Source organism: Streptomyces achromogenes, assembly GCF_030816715.1.
GTDB lineage: Bacteria > Actinomycetota > Actinomycetes > Streptomycetales > Streptomycetaceae > Streptomyces > Streptomyces achromogenes_A.
Genome location: NZ_JAUSYH010000001.1, coordinates 1,623,527 through 1,645,679 on the forward strand (window position 1 = coordinate 1,623,527; position 22,153 = coordinate 1,645,679).

Annotated in this window: 21 protein-coding genes; 6 read left to right on the plus strand and 15 right to left on the minus strand. The window is 71.9% G+C overall.

The window, feature by feature from the left end; all coding sequences use genetic code 11:
• Positions 1–105: 105 nt before the first annotated feature.
• Positions 106–534: a type II toxin-antitoxin system Rv0910 family toxin gene (locus QF032_RS07350; RefSeq protein ID WP_306954088.1), complete on the plus strand. Its 429-nt coding sequence runs from the start codon at positions 106–108 to the stop codon at positions 532–534.
• Positions 535–722: 188 nt separating this feature from the next.
• Here the strand turns inward: QF032_RS07350 and QF032_RS07355 are convergent, their stop codons facing one another.
• On the minus strand, positions 723–1,361 hold the full coding sequence (locus tag QF032_RS07355) for a PadR family transcriptional regulator (protein ID WP_307040991.1): 639 nt from the start codon (positions 1,359–1,361) through the stop codon (positions 723–725).
• 109 nt (positions 1,362–1,470) lie between these two features.
• On the opposite strand from QF032_RS07355, the gene QF032_RS07360 reads away from it, so the two are divergent.
• Entirely contained in the window at positions 1,471–2,373 is a 903-nt protein-coding gene (locus tag QF032_RS07360) for an SDR family NAD(P)-dependent oxidoreductase (protein WP_307055484.1), read from the plus strand.
• Between the two features lie 77 nt (positions 2,374–2,450).
• Here QF032_RS07360 and QF032_RS07365 read toward each other — a convergent pair whose 3' ends face one another.
• The 8 genes from QF032_RS07365 to QF032_RS07400 form a co-directional block, all read right to left on the minus strand.
• A complete protein-coding gene (locus QF032_RS07365; RefSeq protein ID WP_307040996.1) occupies positions 2,451–3,290 on the minus strand; it encodes a class II glutamine amidotransferase in 840 nt (279 codons plus the stop codon).
• 41 nt (positions 3,291–3,331) lie between these two features.
• Positions 3,332–3,760, minus strand: coding sequence for a DUF7144 family membrane protein (locus QF032_RS07370; protein WP_307040997.1), 429 nt, complete (start codon positions 3,758–3,760; stop codon positions 3,332–3,334).
• A gap of 42 nt (positions 3,761–3,802) precedes the next feature.
• Positions 3,803–4,234 carry an SHOCT domain-containing protein gene (locus QF032_RS07375; RefSeq protein ID WP_307040999.1) on the minus strand — a complete coding sequence of 144 codons (432 nt, stop codon included), beginning with the start codon at positions 4,232–4,234 and terminating at the stop codon, positions 3,803–3,805.
• A 136-nt stretch (positions 4,235–4,370) separates the two neighbouring features.
• Entirely contained in the window at positions 4,371–5,084 is a 714-nt protein-coding gene (locus QF032_RS07380) for an HdeD family acid-resistance protein (RefSeq protein WP_307041001.1), read from the minus strand.
• Between the two features lie 43 nt (positions 5,085–5,127).
• The gene (locus QF032_RS07385) at positions 5,128–5,325 is read right to left on the minus strand and encodes a hypothetical protein (RefSeq protein WP_057580603.1); all 198 of its coding nucleotides are present in this window, start codon (positions 5,323–5,325) and stop codon (positions 5,128–5,130) included.
• A 190-nt stretch (positions 5,326–5,515) separates the two neighbouring features.
• On the minus strand, positions 5,516–6,037 hold the full coding sequence (locus tag QF032_RS07390) for a hypothetical protein (protein ID WP_307055487.1): 522 nt from the start codon (positions 6,035–6,037) through the stop codon (positions 5,516–5,518).
• Positions 6,038–6,101: 64 nt separating this feature from the next.
• Positions 6,102–7,730 (minus strand): MFS transporter, encoded by a 1,629-nt coding sequence (locus QF032_RS07395; protein WP_307060177.1) that lies wholly within the window; start codon positions 7,728–7,730, stop codon positions 6,102–6,104.
• Between the two features lie 108 nt (positions 7,731–7,838).
• A complete protein-coding gene (locus QF032_RS07400; RefSeq protein WP_307049957.1) occupies positions 7,839–10,556 on the minus strand; it encodes a helix-turn-helix transcriptional regulator in 2,718 nt (905 codons plus the stop codon).
• Between the two features lie 536 nt (positions 10,557–11,092).
• On the opposite strand from QF032_RS07400, the gene QF032_RS07405 reads away from it, so the two are divergent.
• Positions 11,093–11,902, plus strand: a complete 810-nt coding sequence (locus QF032_RS07405) for a PhzF family phenazine biosynthesis protein (protein ID WP_307055489.1) — start codon at positions 11,093–11,095, stop codon at positions 11,900–11,902.
• Between the two features lie 9 nt (positions 11,903–11,911).
• Here QF032_RS07405 and QF032_RS07410 read toward each other — a convergent pair whose 3' ends face one another.
• Together QF032_RS07410 and QF032_RS07415 are read right to left on the minus strand one after the other, a co-directional pair.
• Positions 11,912–12,715, minus strand: a complete 804-nt coding sequence (locus tag QF032_RS07410; RefSeq protein ID WP_307055491.1) for a CPBP family intramembrane glutamic endopeptidase — start codon at positions 12,713–12,715, stop codon at positions 11,912–11,914.
• 512 nt (positions 12,716–13,227) lie between these two features.
• Positions 13,228–14,748 carry a glutamate--cysteine ligase gene (locus tag QF032_RS07415; protein WP_307041009.1) on the minus strand — a complete coding sequence of 507 codons (1,521 nt, stop codon included), beginning with the start codon at positions 14,746–14,748 and terminating at the stop codon, positions 13,228–13,230.
• 574 nt (positions 14,749–15,322) lie between these two features.
• Between QF032_RS07415 and QF032_RS07420 the strand changes: the two genes are divergently transcribed.
• From QF032_RS07420 to QF032_RS07430, 3 genes are all read left to right on the plus strand, one after another.
• The gene (locus QF032_RS07420) at positions 15,323–15,913 is read left to right on the plus strand and encodes a hypothetical protein (protein ID WP_307055493.1); all 591 of its coding nucleotides are present in this window, start codon (positions 15,323–15,325) and stop codon (positions 15,911–15,913) included.
• Positions 15,914–16,243: 330 nt separating this feature from the next.
• The gene (locus tag QF032_RS07425) at positions 16,244–16,432 is read left to right on the plus strand and encodes a DUF5999 family protein (RefSeq protein ID WP_055632223.1); all 189 of its coding nucleotides are present in this window, start codon (positions 16,244–16,246) and stop codon (positions 16,430–16,432) included.
• Positions 16,433–16,687: 255 nt separating this feature from the next.
• Entirely contained in the window at positions 16,688–17,779 is a 1,092-nt protein-coding gene (locus tag QF032_RS07430; RefSeq protein WP_307055495.1) for a LacI family DNA-binding transcriptional regulator, read from the plus strand.
• On the opposite strand, the gene QF032_RS07435 is transcribed toward QF032_RS07430, so the two are convergent.
• The 4 genes from QF032_RS07435 to QF032_RS07450 all read right to left on the minus strand — a co-directional run bounded on the left by QF032_RS07435 (position 17,776) and on the right by QF032_RS07450 (position 22,075).
• Positions 17,776–18,846 carry an endo-1,4-beta-xylanase gene (locus tag QF032_RS07435; protein WP_306954071.1) on the minus strand — a complete coding sequence of 357 codons (1,071 nt, stop codon included), beginning with the start codon at positions 18,844–18,846 and terminating at the stop codon, positions 17,776–17,778. The genes QF032_RS07430 and QF032_RS07435 overlap by 4 nt on opposite strands.
• 56 nt (positions 18,847–18,902) lie before the next feature.
• A complete protein-coding gene (locus tag QF032_RS07440; protein WP_307049959.1) occupies positions 18,903–19,667 on the minus strand; it encodes a carbohydrate ABC transporter permease in 765 nt (254 codons plus the stop codon).
• A gap of 107 nt (positions 19,668–19,774) precedes the next feature.
• Positions 19,775–20,773 carry a carbohydrate ABC transporter permease gene (locus tag QF032_RS07445; protein ID WP_307041016.1) on the minus strand — a complete coding sequence of 333 codons (999 nt, stop codon included), beginning with the start codon at positions 20,771–20,773 and terminating at the stop codon, positions 19,775–19,777.
• 6 nt (positions 20,774–20,779) lie between these two features.
• Positions 20,780–22,075, minus strand: a complete 1,296-nt coding sequence (locus QF032_RS07450) for an extracellular solute-binding protein (protein WP_306954066.1) — start codon at positions 22,073–22,075, stop codon at positions 20,780–20,782.
• Between the last annotated feature and the right edge of the window lie 78 nt (positions 22,076–22,153).

Here is a 22,153-nt window from a genome sequence, read left to right on the forward strand (position 1 = left end):
TTCTGACGGTTCGTCAGTATTGAATGTTGGCGGCCCTGGAGCTACGTTCCGCGCACCGCAGCCCGAGTTGCCAGCCCGAGTTGCCCGACACGAAGAGGTGGTCGCATGGCCGAAGTCAGCGCCGAGGCACGCATCCAGGCACCGGCCGAGAAGGTGTGGGCCCAGCTCACCGACTGGCCGGCGTACGGGGAGTGGAACGCGACCCACACCAATTTCCCCGGGGGCGGCCCGGAGGCCCTGGAACTGGGCGCGACCTTCCAGGAGAACATGAAGCTCATGGGCTTTCCGGCCGAGGTCGAGTGGACCGTGGCGGAACTGGAGCCGGCCCGGGTGCTCGCCATCCGCGGCAAGGGCCCGATGGCCGTGTCGGTGGCCACCCGCTACACCCTCACCCCGGACGGGGACGCGACGACGGTGCGTATCGACGGGGAGTTCACGGGCGCGGCCGTGTCACTGATGGCGGGCAAGCTCAAGGACTCGGGGACGGCCGCCCTCAACGAGTCGCTGCGCAAGCTGGGCGGCCTGGTGACCTGACCCGCGCGGGAAGAGACACGGACGGCCCGCACAAGGCCGGCCCAGACAGGCCCGAACAGACAGGTCCGCACAGAAGATCTGCAGAGGAAGGCCCGCGCAGGAAGTCCCGCACGGGGAGCCGCACGGCGCACGAAGGCGCCCCGCGGACGTTTCCGTTCCGTGGGGCGCCTTCCCGTGCCGGGAGCCGCTCAGTCCTCGTCGGCGAGGATCAGGTACAGCTTCTTGCGGGCATCGTTGATGACCGTGAGCGCCTTCTCGCGCTGTTCCTTGCTGCCGGTCTTCCAGACCTGGCCGAAGGCCTCCATCAGTCCGAAGCCGGCCTGGCGGATCTCACCGAGGGCTTCCCAGTCGACCCCGCGTGTGGCCTCCTCCCAGGGAGCCTCCGGGCCCTCCTCGGCCGCCGTGCGGCCTTCCTCGGTGAGCGAGAACAGCTTCTTGCCGCCGTCGCTCCGGCTGCTGATCAGGCCCTCGTCCTCCAGCAGCTGGAGGGTCGGGTACACCGAGCCGGGGCTGGGCTTCCACGCGCCGCCGCTGCGTTCGGCGATCTCCTGGATCATCTCGTAGCCGTGCATGGGCCGGTCCTTCAGCAGGGCCAGGATCGAGGCCCGTACGTCACCCCGCCGTGCCCGGCCCCTGGGACCGCCGCGCCCTCGTCCGCCCCAGGGGCCGCCGAAGCCCGGGCCGAAGCCGGGACCTCCGGGACCGAATCCCGGACCGCCGGGGCCCCCCGGACCGAAGGGCCCGAAGGCGGCCCGCTCCCCGTCGAAACCCCCGCGACCGCGTCGGGGTCCCTGGCCATGTCCACGCTCGAATCCGTGGGTACGCATCGCAAACCACTCCTTCATTCCATCGTTGATCTGTCGCGATGCTTCAACGATATATCGGCATAGCTCGCCTGACAAGACCCGCCCAAGTCATGGCCTCTAGGCTGCGGACATGACATCCCCGAGCCGCCCGCACAGCACCGCATCCGCCGACGCCGCCACCTCCGCCACCCCGAGCGCCTGGGACGGCACTCCGCCCGGAGCCTCCGCCCACCCCCGCGTCTCCGCCGCCTCCCGCGCCTCGGACGCCTATCTGGCCGAGCTGTTCTCGCTGGAGGGCCGGGTGGCCGTGGTCACCGGCGGCAGCTCGGGAATCGGGCGGGGCATCGCGGGGGCGCTGGCGCGTGCGGGGGCGAGCGTGGTGGTCGTCGCCCGCAAGGAGGCGGAGCTGGCCGCGACGGCCTACGAGCTGACGGCGGCCGGCTGCCGGGCGGCCTGGGTGAGCGGCGACCTCGGCACCCGCGACGGGGTCCGCACGGCGGCGGAGCAGGCTGTGCGCGCCTTCGGCGAGCCCGACATCCTCGTCAACAGCGCCGGGATCAACCTGCGGCCGCCGATGGGCGAGCTGGACGAGCACGTCTGGGACGCCACGATGGCGGTGAACCTCGAGGCGCCCTACCTCCTCGGCCGGCGGTTCGGCCCCGGGATGGCGGAGCGGGGTTTCGGCCGGATCATCCACATCACCTCGCAGCAGGCGCACCGGGCGTTCGTCCAGAGCGGCGCGTACGGGGTGTCCAAGGGAGCGCTGGAGTCGCTGGCCCGCTCGCAGGCGGAGGCCTGGTCGCCGCACGGCGTCACCTGCAACACCCTGGTCCCCGGTTTCGTCATGACGGCACTCAACGCCCGGCTGTCGTCCGACCCGGAACGGGTGGCGGCTCTGGCGGCGCGCACGATGGTCGGACGCAACGGGCTGGCCGAGGACTTCGCGGGAGCGGCGGTCTTCCTCGCGAGCCGCGCCGCCGGCTACGTCACCGGGCAGTCGATCTTCGTCGACGGCGGCTTCTCCGTCCACTGAGCGAGCGTCCCCCGGGCACGGCGTCCCCCCGGGGGCCGCCGGGTCGAGCCCGGCGGACGCCCGGGGGACGTCACGCGTCATGCTGCCAGTGGGGTGAATTGGATGATCTCGTCCGCACCGGGCTGCACCACGCCGTAGGTGCTCTCCGGCACCCTGTTCCAGGCGCCGGGCAGATCACCCAGGGGTTCGGAGACGATCAGCCGGGTGTCGTCGGAGACCTCGCGCAGGAACGCCATGTCGGGATGGAGCGACCGGAGTGTCTCCACCCGGGTGCTGTAGAAGAGCGACCGGGAGTCTCCCTGGCTGGAGTACCGGAAGGCCCACAGCCGCTCGCCGTCGGTCACGGCGACCGTCATCTGCAGCGGATACTCCACGCCGTGCGCGTGGCCGACCCGTTCGACCAGGCCCGCCATCCGCGCCACGGCGCCCGGCGGGTCCTCCTCCAGGCCGAAGGTGAGCGCCAGGTAGAACATCAGCTCCGAGTCCGTCGACCCCTCGATGTCGAGGAAGAGCCGTGGATCGACGGCGAGGGCCAGGTCCCGGCGGACCCGGTGGAACTCGGCGATCGCCCCGTTGTGCATCCACATCCAGCGGCCGTGCCGGAAGGGGTGCGAGTTGGTCTGCTGCACCGCCGTGCCCGTCGAAGCCCGGATGTGGGCGAAGAACAGCGGTGAGCGGACGTGGCCGGCGATCTCCCGCAGGTTGCGGTTGCTCCACGCCGGGCCGATCTCCCGTACGACGGCCGGATTGCCGTCGTCCGCCTCGAGCCCGTACCAGCCGACGCCGAAGCCGTCGCCGTTCGTCGTCTCCACACCCATCTTGGAGTGCAGACTCTGATCGATGAGCGAGTGCGCCGGCCGGTAGAGGATCGTTTCCAGCAGGACGGGCGTGCCCGAGTAGGCGAGCCAACGGCACATCGTCTACCGCCTTCCTGGAAGCGCCGCGCGAGGCGCCGTCACTAGACCGACCTGTTCGGCTTCGCCACGCACAGGGCCCAGATGACGAACGCGGAGAACGCGATCATCACGACGGACCAGACCGGGTAGTACGGCAGGGACAGGAAGTTGGCGATGACGATGAGGGCGGCGATGCCCACGCCCAGGACGCGCGCCCACGTCGCTCCCGTGAACAGTCCCAGACTGACGATCACCGCGACCGCGCCCAGCGCGAGGTGGGTCCAGCCCCAGCCGGTGAGGTCGAACGCGAACACGTAGTCGCGGGTCGTCACGAAGATGTCGTCCTCCGCGATCCCCATGATCCCGCGGAAGATGTCGAGAAGTCCGGCGAGCATGAGCGTCACGGCGGCGAAGACCATCAGGCCCTCGGCCCACTGCTGCTTGGCGGTGTGCCGCTCGGCCGACGGCGTGTGGGTGGAGTGAGTCGTCATCCCGGTGCCTCGATTCGTGTTGGTTCGGCGGAGTACGCCGGCTCAGCGGCCGGTGCCGCTCAGGACGTGTTGCTTGGCCTTGTCGAACTCCTCGTCGGTGATGTCGCCCCGGGCACGGATCTCCGACAGGCGGGCGAGTTCGTCGACGCTGCTGGTGGGACGGTCCGCGCCCTTGGCGGTCTCGCGGATGTAGCTGTCGAAGGCCTTCTGCTGCTCCTGCGCCTGGGTGATCTCCCTGCGTCCCATGTTCTTGCCGCGGGCGACCACGTACACGAACACGCCCAGGAAGGGCAGGACGAGGCAGAACACCAGCCAGCCGGCCTTGGCCCAGCCGCTGAGGTCGTCGTCGCGGAAGATGTCCACCACGACCCGGAACAGCAGCACGAACCACATGATCCACAGGAAGAACACCATCATGGTCCAGAAGGCGCTCAGCAGCGGGTAGTCGTACGCGAGGTAGGTGTCGCCACTCATCTGTCTCCTCCGTCCCGGGCTCTCGCCCGACACCCGGCAGGCCGTTGCGTGCCGTTCTCAGACTGCGCGCCCGGGAGTCCGTCGTCCTCACCCGAGACGGGTGAGGAATGACCGTCGGCCGGGGCCGCGCCGACACTCAGGGACGGCCGGCCGGGCCCTGCGGCGCCGTCGCCGTGCGGGCCCTGCGCAGCGCCGCCCGCCAGGCGAACGCGACGCCCGCCTCGACCAGTCCGAGCAGGACCAGCCACAGGCCGAGCAGCCGGGTCAGCGCGCGAGCCGACTCGGTGGGCAGCGCGAGCACCACGATCCCCGCGACGACGGCGAACACCGCCGCGCCGATGACGACGCCCCGGTGCGGAAGGTCCTCGGCGGCGAGGGCGGTGAAGAGGGTGAGGATGCCCGACACCAGCCACAGAACGCCGACGATCAGCGAGAGCGCCGCGATGGTCTGCAACGGGTGCCGCAGGCACAGCACCCCGGCCACCACGTAGAGCATGGCCAGGAGGAGCCCGGTCGCCCGCTCGCCGTGGTCGCCCCCGCCGAAGGCGGCGACGAACCGGAACACGCCGGTCACCAGCAGGTACAGGCCGATGAGCACGGCGAGGACGTGCAGGGTCTCGTCCGGCCAGACCAGGATCAGGATGCCCGGCACGAACGCCGCGATCGCCGACCCGAGGATCCACGTCCAGGAACGCCCGAGCACGCCCAGGACGTCGGCGGGATCGCCGCCCGCGGGCCCGCGCACGGCCCGGTCGTCACCCGGGCGGTCGCCGCCGCCGGACAGCGGGTCGGGACCGTCGGACAGCGGGTCGCGGCCGGACTGCGGTGCGGAACCGTGCGGCACGCTCATGACTTCCTCCTCGCGCCCGGCCGGGACGGCGCGCCCCGGCACCTCACTCGGGCAGTTGGCGCATCTCCATGACGCGCAGCCCCAGGGACTGGCAGCGGGCGAGCAGCCCGTACAGGTGCGCTTCGTCGATCACCCGCCCGAACAGAACCGTCTGGCCGGACATGACCACATGCTCGAGCTCCGGAAACGCCCTGGTCAGCGTGTCCGACATCTGTCCTTCCACACGGATCTCGTAGCGCATGGGCTCTCTCCCCGGGATGGCCTGGGACAGGCGGACCACGCCCTCTACCGCGATGGTCCGCCCCGGTGAAGCCGTGGGCCTCACCCGGTGCAGGTGAGTCGACCTCCCGCTCCGCGCCCGCGTCACCCGCAGGAACGAGGCTGCGTCTGTACGTCAGTGCCTCGGTGCGTCAGTGAGTCAGTGCAGTGCGTCAGTGCGTCAGGTACAGCTTGAACACGATGATCACCAGGCCGAGTACGAGGTTCACCGAGGCGGCGGTGGACACCAGACGCCAGGAACCGCCGGCCCGGCGTGCCGCCGCCGCCGACCAGCCCACCTGCCCGGCGACGGCGACCGACAGCGCGAGCCACAGGGTGCCCGACAGATCGAGACCGAGCAGCGGGCTGACGGCCACGGCGGCGGCCGGCGGTATCGCGGCCTTGACGATCGGCCACTCGTCGCGGCAGACGAGCAGCACGACCCGGCGGTCCAGGCTCCGCTGCGCCAGCCGCGCCCCGAACAGCTGGGCGTGCACATGCCCGACCCAGAAGACGAGGCCGGTGAGCAACAGCAGCAGCACCAGCTCCACGCGCGGGAACGACCCCCAGGCACCGGCCCCGACGACGACCGAGGCGGCGAGCATGGATCCGTAGACGCCGCCGGTGTAGTCGGCGGTGGCCCGGCGCTCGGCGGCGCGGGCGCGGGCCGCCTCCCGATGTCCCGGCGCGGTCATGGCGGCCTCCCTTCGGGGATCGGGCGACGAAGGACGTGTCGGGCACGTCGAGCGGACGGGACCGTCAACGCGTCGGCCCGACGGGACCGCTCGGCATGCCGCCACGGGGCTTTCCCGGGCGTTCGGTCCTCGGGGTGGGCAGATGCGACGTGACCAGGAAACTGGCGAGCGTGATCCCGCCGGCGGCGAGGATCGCCGCCTTCAATCCGTCGAGCTGCGCCGAGGCGTAGGACTCCGTGAGCGCGTCGACCTCGGCCGGCCGCAGTCCGGCGTCCTCGGCGGCGGCGCGCACCTGGTCGGTGGGCACGAAGCTGATGCCCGCCTCCAGGGCCACGCCTGCCTGGCGGCTGGTCTCCTCCGACAGCTGGGGGTGGCTCTCCACGCGGGTGGTGAAGGCCTGCGCCAGGGAGCCGACCAGCAGCGACCCGATGAGCGCGGTACCCAGCGCGGAGCCCAGGTTCTGAGCCGTGAACTGCAGGCCGCCCACCTCGCTGCGCTCGTCCTCGTCCACGCTCGACTGGACGACGTTGCCCAGCTGCGAGGCCAGCAGGCCCATCCCCACGCCGAGCAGCGCCATCGCCCCGGCGAACTGCGCGTCGTCGATGACGGGGTCGATGGTGGCCAGCAGCCACACGACGGCCGCGGCCAGGGTCAGCAGCGCGAGTCGCACCACCCGCCGCGCTCCCGCCAGCCGGCCCAGACGGGCGGCGCCCAGGGACGCGGCGAGCATGGTCACCGACACGGGGAGCAGGCGCAGGCCCGTCTCGAAGGCGTCGAAGCCCTGCACGACCTGCAGATACAGCGGGATCGTGAAGAACAGGCCGAGCAGGATGAGGTTCTGGCTCAGCAGGCACATCAGGCCCGACCGCAGCACGGGCCTGTGCAGGAGCGCGAGATGGAAGAGGGGATCGGCGCTCCTCGCCTCCCTGCGCCGTTCCCAGTGCAGGAAGACGGCCAGCACGGCCACTCCGGCGCCGACGACGAACAGGGTCGGCGAGAAGCCGAACACGGTGAACGGCGGGTTGCGGGGCTGCAGCCAGCCCCAGGTGCCGCTCTGCAGGACGCCGAGCACCCCGAGCGCCAGCCCGGCCGCCGACAGCGCGGCGCCGACGCCGTCCAGACGCGGCCGTGTTCCCGTCCGGGGCGACTCCGTGACCGCCTTGCGGAAGCACAGCACGACCAGCACGACGACGACCTCGCCTGCGAAGACCAGCCGCCAGGTGAGGTACGTCGTCACCCAGCCGCCCAGCAGCGGGCCGACCGCGATCCCCGCACCGGCCAGGCCGCCGATCACCCCGTAGGCGACGGCCCTGTCCCGCCCCCGGTAGGACTCGGCGACCAGCGCCGCCATGGCGGGCAGCACCATCGCGGCGCCCAGTCCCTCGACGACCGACCAGCCCAGCGTGAGGACCCACAGGGTGGGTGCGACAGCGGTGAGGGCCGAGCCCGTGGCGTAGACGACGAGGCCGAGGAGGAACAGCCGGCGCCGGCCGAGGATGTCCCCCAGCCGACCCCCGATGATCATGAACGCCGCCATGACCAGTGCGTACAGGGTGATGACCGCCTGGATGGCCGTCACCTCGGTGTCGAAGTCCTCGACCAGCTGGCTGATCGAGACGTTCATGACGGAGGTGTCCAGGACCATCAGGAACTGGGCGGTGCCCAGGACTATCAGAGCGCGCCAGCGCTTCACGGTGTCCACGGGTTCATGGAAGCCGGGCGGTCCGGTCGGCGCCTCACCCGCCACGGGCGAGCCTCGGGCCGTACGGCCCCGGCCACGCCGGCCGGAGCGTCGGTGCCGTCAGAGCAGGTCCAGCTCGCGGGCCCGGCGCACCGCCTCGTTGCGGCGGTTGACCGACAGCTTCCGGTAGGCGCTCTTGAGGTGCGTCTTGACCGTGTTCACGGACACGTACAGGTCGGCGGCGATCTCCTCCGTCGACATCGTCAGGGCCAGCCTGCGCAGCACGTCGCGTTCGCGTCCGCTCAGTTCCTCCACCACCGGCGGCGGCCGGTCGTCGGACGGCGGCGCGCCCGGCGTGAGCCACTCCCCGGCCGTCCCCCGCAGCGACGCCGGGGCGAGGAAGCGGCGGATCCACGGCCCGGCCTCGGTGAAGGGGCGGCGCAGGCCGTCGCGGCGCGCCTCGCGCAGTGCCTGGCCGACGAATCCGTGCGCGGCGGCCGTGTCCCCCGCCTCACTCGCCGCCTGCGCCCGCACCAGCAGGGCCCGGACGATCACCGCCGGCCCGGAGCGTCCGTCCTGACGCACGGCGTCGAGGAGGTCGATCGCCGCGTCCGGCCTGCCGGCGGCGAGCTGGGCCCGTGCGGCCGCGACCTCGCAGGCCGGCTGCGCGTCGGGGACCGCCAGGAGCACCTTGACCGCCGTCTCGGGGCGGCCCTCGGCGAGATGCGCGGCGGACGCGACGAGCGCCGTCTGTCCCTCCGCCCAGGGCGAGGGCACCGCGGTCGGAACGGCCGGCTCCACCACGGCGAGCGCCGCCCGGGTGTCGCCGCGGGCCAGGTACAGCCGGGCGGCGGCGATGGCCCGGACCGCCTCCATGACCGGGTCGCACCACGCGGAGGGCGATTCGGCGGTCTCGTCGAGCAGCGTCCGGGCCCGGCCCAGGTCGTCGCGGTCGACGGCCACTGCGGCCAGGACCAGCCGCGCCATGCCGGAGCCGGACGACTGGGGCAGGCCGTAGCGCTCCGTCTCGGCCGCGGCGGACCGTGCCCTGCGTTCCGCTCTGCCGGGCCAGCCGTCGAGGTAGTCGATCAGGGCCAGCCGGCCCAGGGCGTCCTCGCGTGCGAGTGCCGTCGCGGCCCCCGCGGCGGAGCCGGCCACGCTCGACAGGGCGGCGCACGCCTCCTCGAACCGTCCGGCCCACAGCCGCGCCGAACCCAGATGGGCCAGCAGCAGCGCGGTGAGCTCGGGGTGCTTCTCCAGCAGCTGGGCGGGGACCTCGTGCCGGAGCGTGTCGGCGGCCGCGGCGGCCAGTTCCGCCCGGGCCGGCGCACCGGTCAGCCGGGCGGCCAGCGCCTCGAGCAACGCGCAGCTCAACCGTGCCGCCGCCAGCGCGGGCTGCTCCCCCGCCGGTTCCTCCCCCGCGCCGGCGCGGGCCGGCGACCCGCGCCCGGCCGCCTCCAGCGTCCGTTCCGCGTGGCGCAGATGCGCCTGGCCGCGGTCGAGCTCGTGCAGGGACAGCTCGCGTGCGGCACGGACGAGGTGGGCGGCAGGGCTCGCCGCCTCCGGCCCCATCCGGGAGAACAGCTCGGCGAGCGCGTCGACGCGCAGCCCGGTGAAGAGCCAGCCGATCGCGAGGTCGTCGACCAGAGCGCCCGCGGTGAACTCCCAGTCGCCCGCCGCCGCGCCGTGGCTGAGGGTCGACGCGAGGGATCCCGAGCCGCGCAGCCAGTGCGCGGCCCGCCGGTGCAGTTCGGGCTCCAGGCCGGGTGAGCGCATCCGCAGATGAGCGCGGAGGATCTCCGCGAACAGCGGATGAAGGCGGTACCAGTCCCGCTCGAGATGCTCGACGAAGGCGTTCTCGCGATGCAGCCCCGCCAGGATGGGCCCGGCGTCGGTCCGTGCGGTGAGGGCGTTCACCAGCCCGGGACGGAACCGGTCGAGGACGCTGACCCGCAGCAGCAGGTCCTGCGTCTTGGGAGGCTGCCGGCGGAGCACCTCCGCCAGCAGGAAGTCGGCGACCGCCGTGCGGTCGGCCTCGAACTTCTTCAGGTACGACTCCGGGTCCGGGCTCTCGCGGGCGGCGAGGGCGCACAGCCGCAGACCGGCGGCCCAGCCCCGGGTGCGGTTCACCAGGCTCTGCGCCGCGTGCGCGGGAAGCCGCAGTCCGTGCAGCTCCAGAAGCTCGGCCGCCTCCTCCGCTGTGAAGGCCAGCTCCGCCCCCCGGATCTCCGTCAACTCGCCGGCCGCCCGGTAGCGGTGCAGCGGCAGCAGCGGCTCGGTGCGGGTGACGAGGACCAGGCGCAGGCCTCCGCCCGCGTGGTGCAGGACGAACTCCAGCTGCTCGGCGATCTCCGGGTCGGCCACCCGGTCGTACTCGTCGAGCACGACGATCACGGGCCGGTCCCGGGTGCTCAGCCCGGCGGCCAGCCGGGCCAGCAGCGCGGCGGGCACCCGGCCCGCGTCCGCGGGACAGCCGATCTCGGCGGGCAGGTCGGTCCCGGCGGCGCGCAGGGCCTCGAGCAGATAGGCCCACAGCATGCCCGGGCCCTGTCCGGCCGCGTCGGTGGTGAGCCAGGCGACGGGATGCTCGCGTGCCGCGGCCCAGTCGGCGACCAGCAGTGTCTTGCCTGCGCCCGCCGCGCCGTTGACCATGGTCAGCGGCGTCTCCAGAGCCCCGTCGAGGTGTGTGACCAGCCGCTCGCGCCGCAGGAACGTCACCGGACGGGCCGGGACGACGAACCGCGTGCGCAGGAACGGATCTCCCTGGGGATCGGCGTACGGGCCCGCCGGCACATACGGGCCCTTCTGTTGCGCGTCGCTCTCCTCGAGCCCGGCCATGGCGCTCACCGCCCCGGTCGTCCGGTCATGCGTAACGCTTTTCCCAGCATCCCAGGGTTCCGCCCCAGCCGCTCCGCGAGAGCCCTGCGAGCAGGCGCGACGCCGGCTCGGGCGATGTGGACGACCTACGGCGACGACGCCGTACGGACGCCCCGGAGCCCGGCCGCGCCCTCGCCGAGCCGCCACGCGGCCAGGGCGGAGGACGGACTTCGACGGGCGGAGCCGGCATGCGGAACCGGCAACCGGACCCGCCCGCCCGCCGACATCTGCTCACCGGTGCCCTTCCGCCGACATCAGCCCTCCGAACCCGCCCGCCACGTCAGCCCTCCGGTCCCGACATCACCTCACCGGACCCGCCCGCCCACGTCGGCCCTGCGGGATCGGCACCCGCTCACCGGACCCGCCCGCCGACGTCAGCGCGCCGTCTCCGCCACCGGCGTCAGCTCGCCGTTTCGGCCGTGGACCCGCCGAAAGCGGGCCACAACCCGCGGATTGGCCTTGGCCGACGGCGCCGCCCGCCTCCTAACGTCAGCGGCATGCGGATCCGAATCGTCGACGCCTTCACCGACCGCCCCTTCACCGGCAATCCGGCCGGGGTCCTGCTCCTGGACGCCTTCCCCGAGGACCGCCGGCTCCAGAACGTCGCCCTGGAGATCAACCACGCCGAGACGGCGTTCGCCCATCCCCTCCCCGAGGGCGGCGACGCGGACTGGGCCCTGCGCTGGTTCACCCCCGTCACCGAGGTCGACATGTGCGGTCACGCCACGCTGGCCACGGCCCATGTCCTGTACACGACGGGCGTCCACACCGGCCCGGTGCGGTTCGCGACCCGCAGCGGCGTCGTCGTTGCCACCCCCGCCGAGGACGGTTCGATCACCCTGGACTTCCCGACCGCCCCGCTGACCGCGGTGGATGTCCCGGCCGGTCTGACCGGGGCGCTGGGCGCCGAACCGCTCGCCTGTCTCGACACCGGCCCGCGCGTCGGCGACCTGCTGATCGAGCTGGCCGACGAGAAGACCGTGCGCGCCCTGCGGCCGGACCACAGGGCTCTCGCCGGCTGTTCCCGCCGCGGCGTCATCGCCACCGCCCGCGCCGAGGACCCCGCCCGCGGATACGACTTCGTCTCCCGCTGCTTCTTCCCGAACGTCGGCATCGACGAGGACCCGGTGACGGGCAGCGCCCACACCGCTCTCGCCCCGTACTGGTCCGGTCGTCTCGGCCGCACCGCGCTGACCGGCCTCCAGGCCTCCCCGCGCTCCGGCCGCGTGCGCACCGAACTGCGCGGCGACCGCACGCTGTTGCACGGCCGCGCGGTCACCGTCATCGAGGGCGAGCTGCTGCTCTGAGCTCGCGGCTCACGCCGTGGGCAGCCACCCCACCTTTCCCGCCAGCAGGGCGTATCCCACGAAGGCCCCGATGTCGAGCAGCGAGTGCGCCACCACGAGGGGACCCACCCGGCCCCAGCGCCGGTAGAGGTAGACGAACACCACGCCCATCACCATGTTGCCGATGAAGCCGCCGATGCCCTGGTAGAGGTGGTACGAGCCGCGCAGCACGGCGCTGGCCACCAGCGCGGTGCCCGGCGTCCACCCCAACTGGCCGAGCCTGCGCAGCAGATACCCGACGACGATGACCTCTTCGAGGATCGCGTTCTGCAGCGCGGACAGGACCAGCACCGGGTACTTCCACCACACGTCGGGCAGCGCCTCCGGCACCACCGTGAGGTTGAAACCGAGGCCTCGGGCCGCGAGGTAAAAGGCGATGCCGGTGCTGCCGATCACCGCCGCGACGGCCGCCCCGCGGCCGAGGTCCGGCCAGGGCCGCGTGCGGTCGAAGCCCAGCGTGCGCAGCCCCTGCCCCTCGCGCAGCAGGAAGTGCGCGACGAGGGCCACCGGGACCAGCGCCGTGGCGATCCCGAACAGCTGCCAGGCGAGATCGAGCCATGGGCGGCCGGGCGCGGCGGAGGCGTTGAGGGTCGCCGCCTGGTCCTTCAGACCCCCCGGCTTGGTGACCGAGCCGACAAAACTGATCAGGGCGGACACACCGCTCGCGCCGAGCGAGACCCCCAGAACGAGCAGTGTCTCGTCACGGAAAATCCGTCGCGAGAGCCGTTCCTGCGGAAAAGAATCAGCCAACGAGAACCCTGCCTCCACCTGCACACCTGCCTCCGGTTGCGTGACCCCGCGTCCCTCCGCCGCCCCGCCATGCTCTCGAACGAAGCTGTGAAGACCGTGCGTGGCGGGCCGGCGAAAGGACGGGCGCCCCGTACAGAGCGCCCTCCGCCTCGCGGGCCGCGCGGCGGAGATCCGCCGCCGGCCGCCGGGAAGGGACGTCACCGTCGTGGGAGGTCACAGCTTGCCCGATCGGCACGTGGCGGGCAGCAGCGACCCCCGTCCCCGCACGCGCTCCGCCGTACGACGGCCGTCACGACCGCCCCCGACCCCCCACCCCGCGAGGGATCGCGCCCAGCGGTACCACCCATGGCACGGGACGCGCCCCGGACGCCGACGCACCGACCTCGGACCAGCGGCCGGGCACGGACCGCGAGGACCCCGAACCCGGTCGCGCCGCTCCCCGCCCTCGGCCCGGCACGCCCGGCGCTCGACCGCCCGGGGCGCTTCGAGCCGCCGGGGGGCGCTCAGCCGCTCGCGACACTCAGCCGCTCACGCACTCACGCGCCGCTCGTCGCGAGCTCGGGCAGCCCCACGGGCCAGGTGTGCACCGGCTCGCCCGCGTGCATCAGCTCCGCGTACCGCCGCGTGGTCGCGGCCAGCGCGGCGTCCCGCGACAACCCGGCCTCCACCGCCCGGTGGAAGGTGGCCACCTGCCAGGACGCCCCGTTGGTCCGTCGCCGGCAGCGTTCCTCGATGACCCCCAGGTAGAGATCACGGTCGGCGGGATCCACCCCCCAGGCGTCCAGCCCCGCCTCGGCCAGCGGCAGCAGCTCGTCCCGTACGAGACTCACCGCGTCCACCTCGACCAGACCCCCGAGCCGCCCGCGCCGCGGCCACTGCAGCCGGGCCTCGATCCCGTGCCGGCACGCCGCGTCGAAGTTGGCCTCGGCCGTCTCGAACGGCAGCCGGGTCCACACCGGCCGCGAATCCTCCGCCAGGGCCCGGACGACGCCGTAGTAGAAGGCGGCGTTCGCGATCACGTCGGTCACGGTCGGTCCGGCGGGCAGGACGCGGTTCTCCACCCGCAGGTGCGGGACGCCGTCGGCGATGCCGTAGACGGGCCGGTTCCAGCGGTAGACCGTGCCGTTGTGCAGGACGAGTTCGGCGAGCGAGGGCACCCCGCCCGCCTCGAGGACCTCGAGCGGGTCCTCGTCGTCGCAGATGGGCAGCAGCGGCGGGAAGAAGCGCACGTTCTCCTCGAACAGCTCCTGAGCCGAACTGATCCACTTCTCGCCGAACCACGTCCGCGGCCGGACGCCCTGCGCCTGGAGTTCCGGCGGCCGGGTGTCGGTCGCCTGCTGGAAGAGCGGCGGCCGCGACTCCCGCCACAGCTCGTGGCCGAACAGGAAGGGCGAGTTGGCGCCCACGGCGATCTGCGCGGCGGCGACGGACTGCGCAGCGTTCCACACGGCGGCGAAACGGCCCGGCGTCACCTGCAGATGGAGCTGCACGGAGGTGCAGGCCGCCTCCGGCACGATCGACTTCGACGTGCACGACAGCCGCTCCACCCCGTCGATCTCCAGCACGAAGTCCTCGCCGCGGGCGGCCACGATCTGGTCGTTGAGGAGGGTGTAACGATCGACGTTCGACAGGTTCGAGGAGACCAGGTCGTCACGGTCGAGCGTCGGCAGAATACCGATCATCACGATTCCCGCGTCGACCTCGCCCGCCTTTCGGTGGGCATATGCCAGTGACGTGCGGATTTCCTCCGCGAGTCGATCGAATACCCGGCCGCCCAATCGGTGTGGAGCTATGTTGACTTCCAGGTTGAACATGGCGAGTTCTGTTTGGAAATCACGGCTCGCGATCCGCTCCAGCACCTCGCCATTCAACATTTTCGGCAGACCGTCGGCACCCGCGAGATTCAGTTCGATCTCGAGACCCATGAAGTTCTTGGGCCGATCGAAGCGCTTCTGGGCCAGGAGTCGCTCGAGCCCCGTCAGACACTTCCGGAGCTTGTCCCGGTAGTCCTGACGATCGGACAGGTCGAACGCGCCTGCCACGACCTTCTCCCCCATCGAAGCGTCCTTCCTCGTGTGGCGGGCCGGCGGTGCGGCCGCCGGTGGTCCCGGGGTCAGGTGCAATGATGCCCAGCCCGGCCGATCGATAACGTCCTCGGCGGGGAGCATCGGCCGCTACGCTGGCCCAAAGCCACCGGAAGTGACCGGTGGCACATTCACCGGGCATGGTTCCGGACGCCCTTTCGGTGAAATCGGGAAGTCGTGAAAAACTCCGACGAGAATGGGCCGACCGTCCCGCGTGTCACAACCCGAGGTCATCGACGCGCGCGCCACTCGGAATCGGGATTTTTCACACGTATCGCCGACCGGTAGAACCCTTGCCGAGTGTCCCGGAATCGACTAGACGAAACACCGTCTGAACACGTGTCGTATAAACTCCGCGAACAAGGCAGAGAAGGTTGGCGCCCACGGTCGAAGGAGCCTGTCGTCGAGGAGACGGCAGGCCGCTCGCGCACCCCCGCACTCTCCCCCAGACCCGGCCCCCGCCTCTCCGACCTCGAGAGCTAGCTGACAGCGCCGTCTGCCCACGCCCTCGCGCCACCGTGCCTGTCGAATTGAGAGGCGACCCACCATGCCTTTGCATGTTCCCCCGGCTCCCGCGCCCGCCCTGCGCTCGGTCCTCACGGCCCTCGGTTCCCCCACCGCCGTCCGCGAGGCCCGTACGCCGTCCCTGCGCACCGCCCAGCAGGACGCCGTTCCCGACCTCCCCCTGCCTCTGTACGTCCTGGACGCGATCACCCCGGAAGGCCTGGCCGCGACCCGGCTGGCCGGCTGGCGCTTCCTGATCCGCTGCGGCGACCGGGCCGTGGCCGCCGCCGAGACCCGGCTCACCCCGGACGGCTGGGCGTTCTCGCACTTCTTCGAAGGCCCCTACATCGCCTCCACGGAGCGGGCCCTGCGCCAGGCCGAGTCCGTCGCCCAGCCCTGCCAGGCGCGGCTGCTGTCGGTGCCGGGGCTCTACATGCTCACGCTGTGGCTGCACGGTGACAGCGGCTCGGACGGCACCACCGGTCATCCCGATCCGACCGATCTGCTGGTTCCGCTGGCCCCGGCGCCGCCCGGGATCGCCGCCCACCGCCCGCACCGGGTCGCCGAGTTGCTCCCGGTCCTCACCCTCAGGGTCACGCCCGCACCGCCCCCGCTCCTCGGCTCGCCCGCCTGACCCTTCCGCCTCCGCACCAGCCCCCGTACCCCGTCGCCGCGGCCCCGGCGAGGGGGTACGGCGCCGCGCGCCTCCGGCCTGGACTAGCCCCATCCGGCCACCCGGAACCACCCGAAGGGACGGTGTGGTGGGGATGAACCGCTCGCGCGGGTGACGCGTCCTGAACCTGTGAGAAGCGGTGCCGCGAAATCCCTGCGGATCGGCCTCCGTGGGGCAACACTGGTTCCGACCGACTTATCACAACGGGGGGCGGCCATGAACGACGTTTCACGCCGCGGGACAGACACCACATCCATCTCACATCTCACGCCAGAGCGGAAGTTCCCATCCATGTGCCAGCACCAGCCACCGTGCCCGACAGCGACCTCAGCCGACCGGGAGTCCGCCCGCCTCGTGGCGCACCACCCGGAACAGGGCTGGAGCCTGCTGTGCAACGGCGTCCTGCTCTTCGAGGACACCGGTGAGCTCCTGCCGGACGGCCAGGTCATCGCCCCCCACCGGGTCGTGACCGCCGCCTAGGCCTCCTGACCGGCGGGGCCGGACAGGCGCAGCACCCACGGACGGCGCGGGACCGCCGTCCGCAGACTCGAGGGGCCGGCCGCAGCGACACCTGCGAACCGGCCCCGACGCGTGTCCGGAGCCGGTCACTCCGGGTAGCACCCCGGTCTCCACGCGACACGACGGCGTGAACGTCTCCCGTGGCGGCCCTTTTTCCGGAAGACTCCTGGAAGTTTCGGCGGCGGCGTCCGGAGCGGATGGCGGCGGAGGTGGGCAGTGACGACGGACGATGCGACGCGCGCGTCCCGGATCGAGGTCCGGGTCACGATCACCGAGATCGCCCGGCAGGCCGGCGTCTCGGTGCCGACCGTGTCCCGGGTGGTCAACGGCCGCTCCGACGTGTCGCCGCGGACGCGGGCCCGGGTCGAGGACCTGTTGCAGCTGCACGGCTACCGCAAGCGTCCCGCCTCGGCGCCGTCCCGCGCCTCCCTGCTCGACCTGGTCTTCAACGACCTCGACAGCCCGTGGGCGGTGGAGATCATCCGCGGGGTGGAGGAGGCCGCCCACGCGGCGGGGGTCGGCACGGTGGTGTCGGCGATCCACGGACGCTCGGGGGACGCCCGCGAGTGGATGCGCAACCTGCGCTCCCGCGCCTCCGACGGCGTCGTCCTCGTCACCTCCGCCCTGGAACCCACCCTGCACGAGCAGTTGCGCGTGCTGGGCGTTCCGCTGGTCGTCGTCGACCCCACCGGCTCCCCCGCCGCCGACACGGCGACCATCGGCGCGGCCAACTGGTCCGGCGGTCTCGCGGCCACCGAGCACCTGCTGTCGCTGGGCCACCGCAGGATCGGCCTGATCGCGGGCCCGTCCCGGCTGCTGTGCTCGCGCGCCCGCTTCGACGGCTACCGGGCCGCCCTGGAAGGGGCGGGCCTCGCCGTCGACGACGCCCTCGTCGTCCCCGGGGACTTCCACCCCGAGTCGGGCTTCACCGGCTGCAACACCCTGCTCGACCTGCCCGAACCGCCCACCGCGGTGTTCGCGGCCAGCGACCAGATGGCGCTCGGGGCGATCGAGGCGCTGCGCCGGCGCGGCCTGCGGACTCCGGAGGACATGAGCGTGGTCGGCTTCGACGACCTGCCGGAGGTCCGCTGGTCGGCCCCGCCCCTGACCACCGTCCGCCAGCCCCTCGCCGAGATGGGCAAACTCGCCGTCCGCACGGTTTTGAGCCTGGCCCGCGGCGAGCGCCCCGACTCGCCGCGGGTGGAGCTGGGCACGGACCTGGTGGTGCGGGCCAGCACCGCGCCGCCCCGTAGTGCCAGGGCCCGACGTTCGGAACACCCCGCAGACGCGGGAGCCGACAGGCGCTAGCTGAGCGCCTCCCGGATCGCCCGGTACGCCGGCTTCGGCGCGAGCTGCTCGTCCCAGGGCAGTGCCGCGCCCTCGCCGGGGAAGAACGCCGGAATCCACGAGTACTTGTCCGTGTAGTCCCAGACGGTGATGCCGACGCACCTCCGCACCGCGAGGCACGACTCGGTCATGTCCCGGTACCAGTCGGCCTGTTGGGCCAGCTTCTCCTCGGTAGCGGGCAGCAGCATCCGGACGTCGACCTCGGTGAGCGCGGTGTCCAGGCCGAGCCGTGAGAAGCGGCGGAGGTTGTCCTCGAGGGTCGTCGGATAGCCGTACTGGAGGGCGAGGTGGGCCTGTAGACCTATTCCGTCGAGCGGGACCTTCTGCGCCTTCAGCTGCCGGGCGAGGGCGTAGTAGGCGTCGCTCTTCGGGCCGACGGCCTCGATGTTGTAGTCGTTGAGGTAGAGCTTCGCCTTCGGGTCGGCCTGGTGCGCCCAGCGCAGGGCGTCGGCGATGTAGCCGGGGCCGAGGGTCTTGTAGAAGACCGTCTCGCGGTAGGTGCCGTCCTCGTTGAACGCCTCGTTGACGACGTCCCAGGCGTAGACCTTGCCCCGGTAGTGCCGGACCTCGGTCTGGATGTGGTTCTTCAGCACGGCCCGCAGCTCGTCGGCCGTCCACTGCTTGGCCGTCAGCCAGTCCGGCAGCTGACTGTGCCAGACCAGGGTGTGGGCGCGGACCTTCTGGTGGTGGGCGCGGGCGAGGTCCACGATCTCGTCGCCGGCGGTCCAGTCGAAGACGCCCTGCTGGGGCTCGGTGGCGTACCACTTCATGCCGTTGCCCGGGGTGATCATGTCGAACTCGTGGCCCAGGATCTTCGTGTAGGCGGTGTCGGTGAGTTCGGGGTTGTCGGTGGCGCTGCCGAAGTAGCGGCCGTGGCGGTGGGCGAGGTCGGCCAGGGTGGCCCGCGGCTTTCCGTGCGCGGGCTGCTCGTGGGCCTGTGCGGCCGGTCCGGTGACCACGCCGGCGGCGACCAGGACGGTGGCGAGGGCGCCGGCGAGTCTGAGCCGGGTGCGGGCGGTGCTGGGCATGGTGCGACTCCTCACGGTGGGCGGGTGGGCGAGCCGTACGGGTCCGCGGGCGCGGGTCATCCCTTCGTGGCGCCGGCGGAGAGGCCGCCGACGAGCTGGCGCTCGGCGACGGAGTAGAAGGCCAGGGCGGGGACCATGGCGAGGACGAGATAGGCGAAGACGCGCGCGTACTCGGCGGAGTACTGCCCCTGGAACTGCTGGACCCCGATCGGGATGGTCCACCAGGTGGGCTCGTTGAAGACCAGCAGCGGCAGCAGGAAGTTGTTCCAGCTGCCGACCACGGCGAGGACCGAGACCGTGCCGAGGGCGGGCCTGGCCATGGGCAGCAGGATCCGCCAGAAGAAGCCGAGCGGCCCGCAGCCGTCGAGGGTGGCCGCCTCCTCCAGTTCGGCGGGGATCTCGCGGAAGAACCCGCGCAGGATGACGATCGTCATCGGCAGTCCGAACGCGGCCTGCGGCAGGATCACGCCGAGGGGGTTGTCCAGCAGGCCGATGGAGCGCAGCAACAGGAACAGGGGCAGCGCCGCCACCGCGAAGGGGAACATCAGCCCCATGGTGAACAGGGTGAACAGCAGCTCCCGCCCCCGGAAGGCGAAGCGGGCGAAGGAGAACGCCGCGAGGGCGGACACCGCGACGACGACCACGGTCGTCCCGACCGCGATGAGAGTACTGCTGCCGACCAGCTGCCAGAACGAGCCGGAGCCGAGGATGTCGGTGTAGTTGGAGGGGACCCACGGGTCAGGCAGGCCGATGGGGTTGCGCGAGAGCTGGTCGGTGGACTTGAAGCCGGACAGCACGGCGTACACGAGGGGTACGGCCATCACCGCGCCGACGATCCCGAGGACCAGGTGCAGCGGCAGGGTCCTGCCGGTCCGGCGCGCGCCCCGCCCCGTCCCGGGGTTCGTGCCGGGGTCGGTCTTGGCGATGCTCACGAGCCGCCTCCTCGCATGGTCGTGGTGGCGCCCTGGAGGTCGCGGCGGAGCACGAACCGCTGATAGGCGAGGGCGAAGACGAGGCAGATGCCGAACATGACGACGCTGATCGCGCTGGCGTAGCCGACCTGGTAGCGCTTGAAGCCGTACTGGAACATGGTCACGGCCATCGTCTCGGAGTGGTGGTCGGGGCCGCCCGCGGTGACGACCCACACCAGGTCGAAGAGCTGGACCGCGCCGATGACCGACAGGAAGACGCTGATCCGCAGGGTCGGCGCGAGCAGCGGCAGCGTCACGTTGCGGAAGCGCTGCCAGGGCCCCGCTCCGTCGATCAGCGCGGCCTCCGTCAACTCGGCCGGGATGGACTGGAGTCCGGCGAGGTAGAGCATCATGTGGAAGCCGAAGTACTTCCACGTCATGACCAGGAAGAGGGTGGCCATGACGGTGGAGGGATCGGAGAACCACTGCCCGCCCGCCCCGTCCAGTCCGACGGCGCCCAGCACGTGGTCGGCCAGGCCGTCGTCCGGCGCGAAGATCATGCTGAACAGCACGCCGGTGATCGCCTCGGAGAGGATGTACGGCGCGAAGAACAGCATCCGGTAGACGGCCCGGCCGCGGATCTTCTGGTTCAGCGCGACGGCGAGAGCCAGCGCGAACGGCAGTTGCAGCAGGAGCGAGAGGCCGACCAGGAGCAGACAGCGCCAGAGGTCGCCGAGGAACACCGGGTCCTTGAAGAGCCGGGTGAAGTTGTCGCCGCCGACGAAGTTCTCGGGCATGCCGAAGCCGCCCCAGCGGAAGAACGCGGCGTACACCGCGAACAGCATCGGCAGCAGCACGAGCGTGCCGAACAGCACCAGCGCGGGCACCTGGAAGCCGACGGCGGTGAGCCAGTGCAGGGCCCGTCGGCGGGCCCGCGCACGGCCCGCGACGACGGCGGGCGGCGCGGGCTCGACGTCCGGACCGCTGCGCTTGTCCGGGAGGAAGGTGGAGGTCATCGCCGGCTACTGCTCTTCCTTCGCGACCTTGGTGATCGACTGGCTGACCTGCTGGGGCGATTTCGAACCGGCGATCAGAGCGGCGACGCTGTCGTTGACCTCCTGGCCGAGGGCGGGCGCGTACGCCTGGTCGAGGTAGAGCTGGAATCCGGTGGCGCCCTTCAGCTGCGCCTGCACGGCCTTGATGTTCGGGTCGGTCAGGGCGCTCTCGGCGGCCGGGACGACGGGCAGCACCCCGGTCTTCTTGACGAGTTCGGTGTCCGTGGCGGCGGAGGCGAAGAACTTCAGGAAGTCGACGGCCGCCTGCGGGGCGTCCTTGCGCAGCGCGTGCCCGCCGCCACCGCCGAACACCTCGGTGATCACGCCCTTGCCGCCCTCGACCGCCGGGAACGGGAAGAAGCCGAGGTTCGCGCCGAGCCCCTTGCCCGCGTCGGCCTCAACGACCGGCGCCCACTGGCCCATGAGCTCCATCGCCGCCTTGCCGTTGCCGACGGCCGCGGCCTGACCGGTGGGACTGGAGTACGCGGCGCCGAGGAAGCCTTTCTGGAACGGCTGCAGATCGACGAGGTCCTGGAGGTGCTGTCCGGCCTGGACGAATCCGTCCCCGGTGAAGTCCTTGTCGTCCCCGGCCTTCTGCAGGGCGTCGACTCCGGCGGTGCGCATCGCGAGGTAGGCCCAGTAGTACATGCCGGGCCACTTCTCCTTGCCGGCGAGGGCGAGCGGGGTGATCCCGGCGGCCTTCAGCTTGCGCACGGCGTCGAGGAAGCCGCTCCAGGTGGTGGGCGGCGCGGGGATGCCGGCCTGCTTGAAGAGGGCCTTGTTGTACCAGAACCCGATCATGCCGATGTCGAACGGTATGCCGTACGCCTTGTCGCCGAGCAGGTACGGCTGGCGGGCGACGGAGAGCAGGCTCTCCCCCCAGTCCTTCGTGCGTTCCGTGAGGTTCTCGACCAGCCCCGCGTCGACCTGCTGCTTCAGGACCCCGCCGCCCCAGGTGTGAAAGATGTCGGGGAGCTTCCCGGAAGCGGTCAGCGCCGTCATCTTCGACTTGTAGGCGTCGTTCTCCAGTTGGACGATCTTCACCTTCACCTTGGGGTTCTGCGCCTCGAACTTCTTGGCCAAGGCGGCCCACACGTCCTTGGTCGGCTGGGTGGTGGAGATGTTCCACCACTCGATGGTGGTCGTCCCCGACGACGACCCCCCGTCCGAGTCGCCGCCGCAGGCGCTCAGTGCCGTCATGCCCAGACCGGCCGCGGCGGAGGCCGCCAGGAAGCCTCGGCGGGAGAGTGCCGGGTCGCCCATCATGCGCTCCTTGAGAGATCGAAAGTTTCGAACCAGATCCAGAAAGGTTCGCTGCTGCCGCACCCTAGAGACACCCTC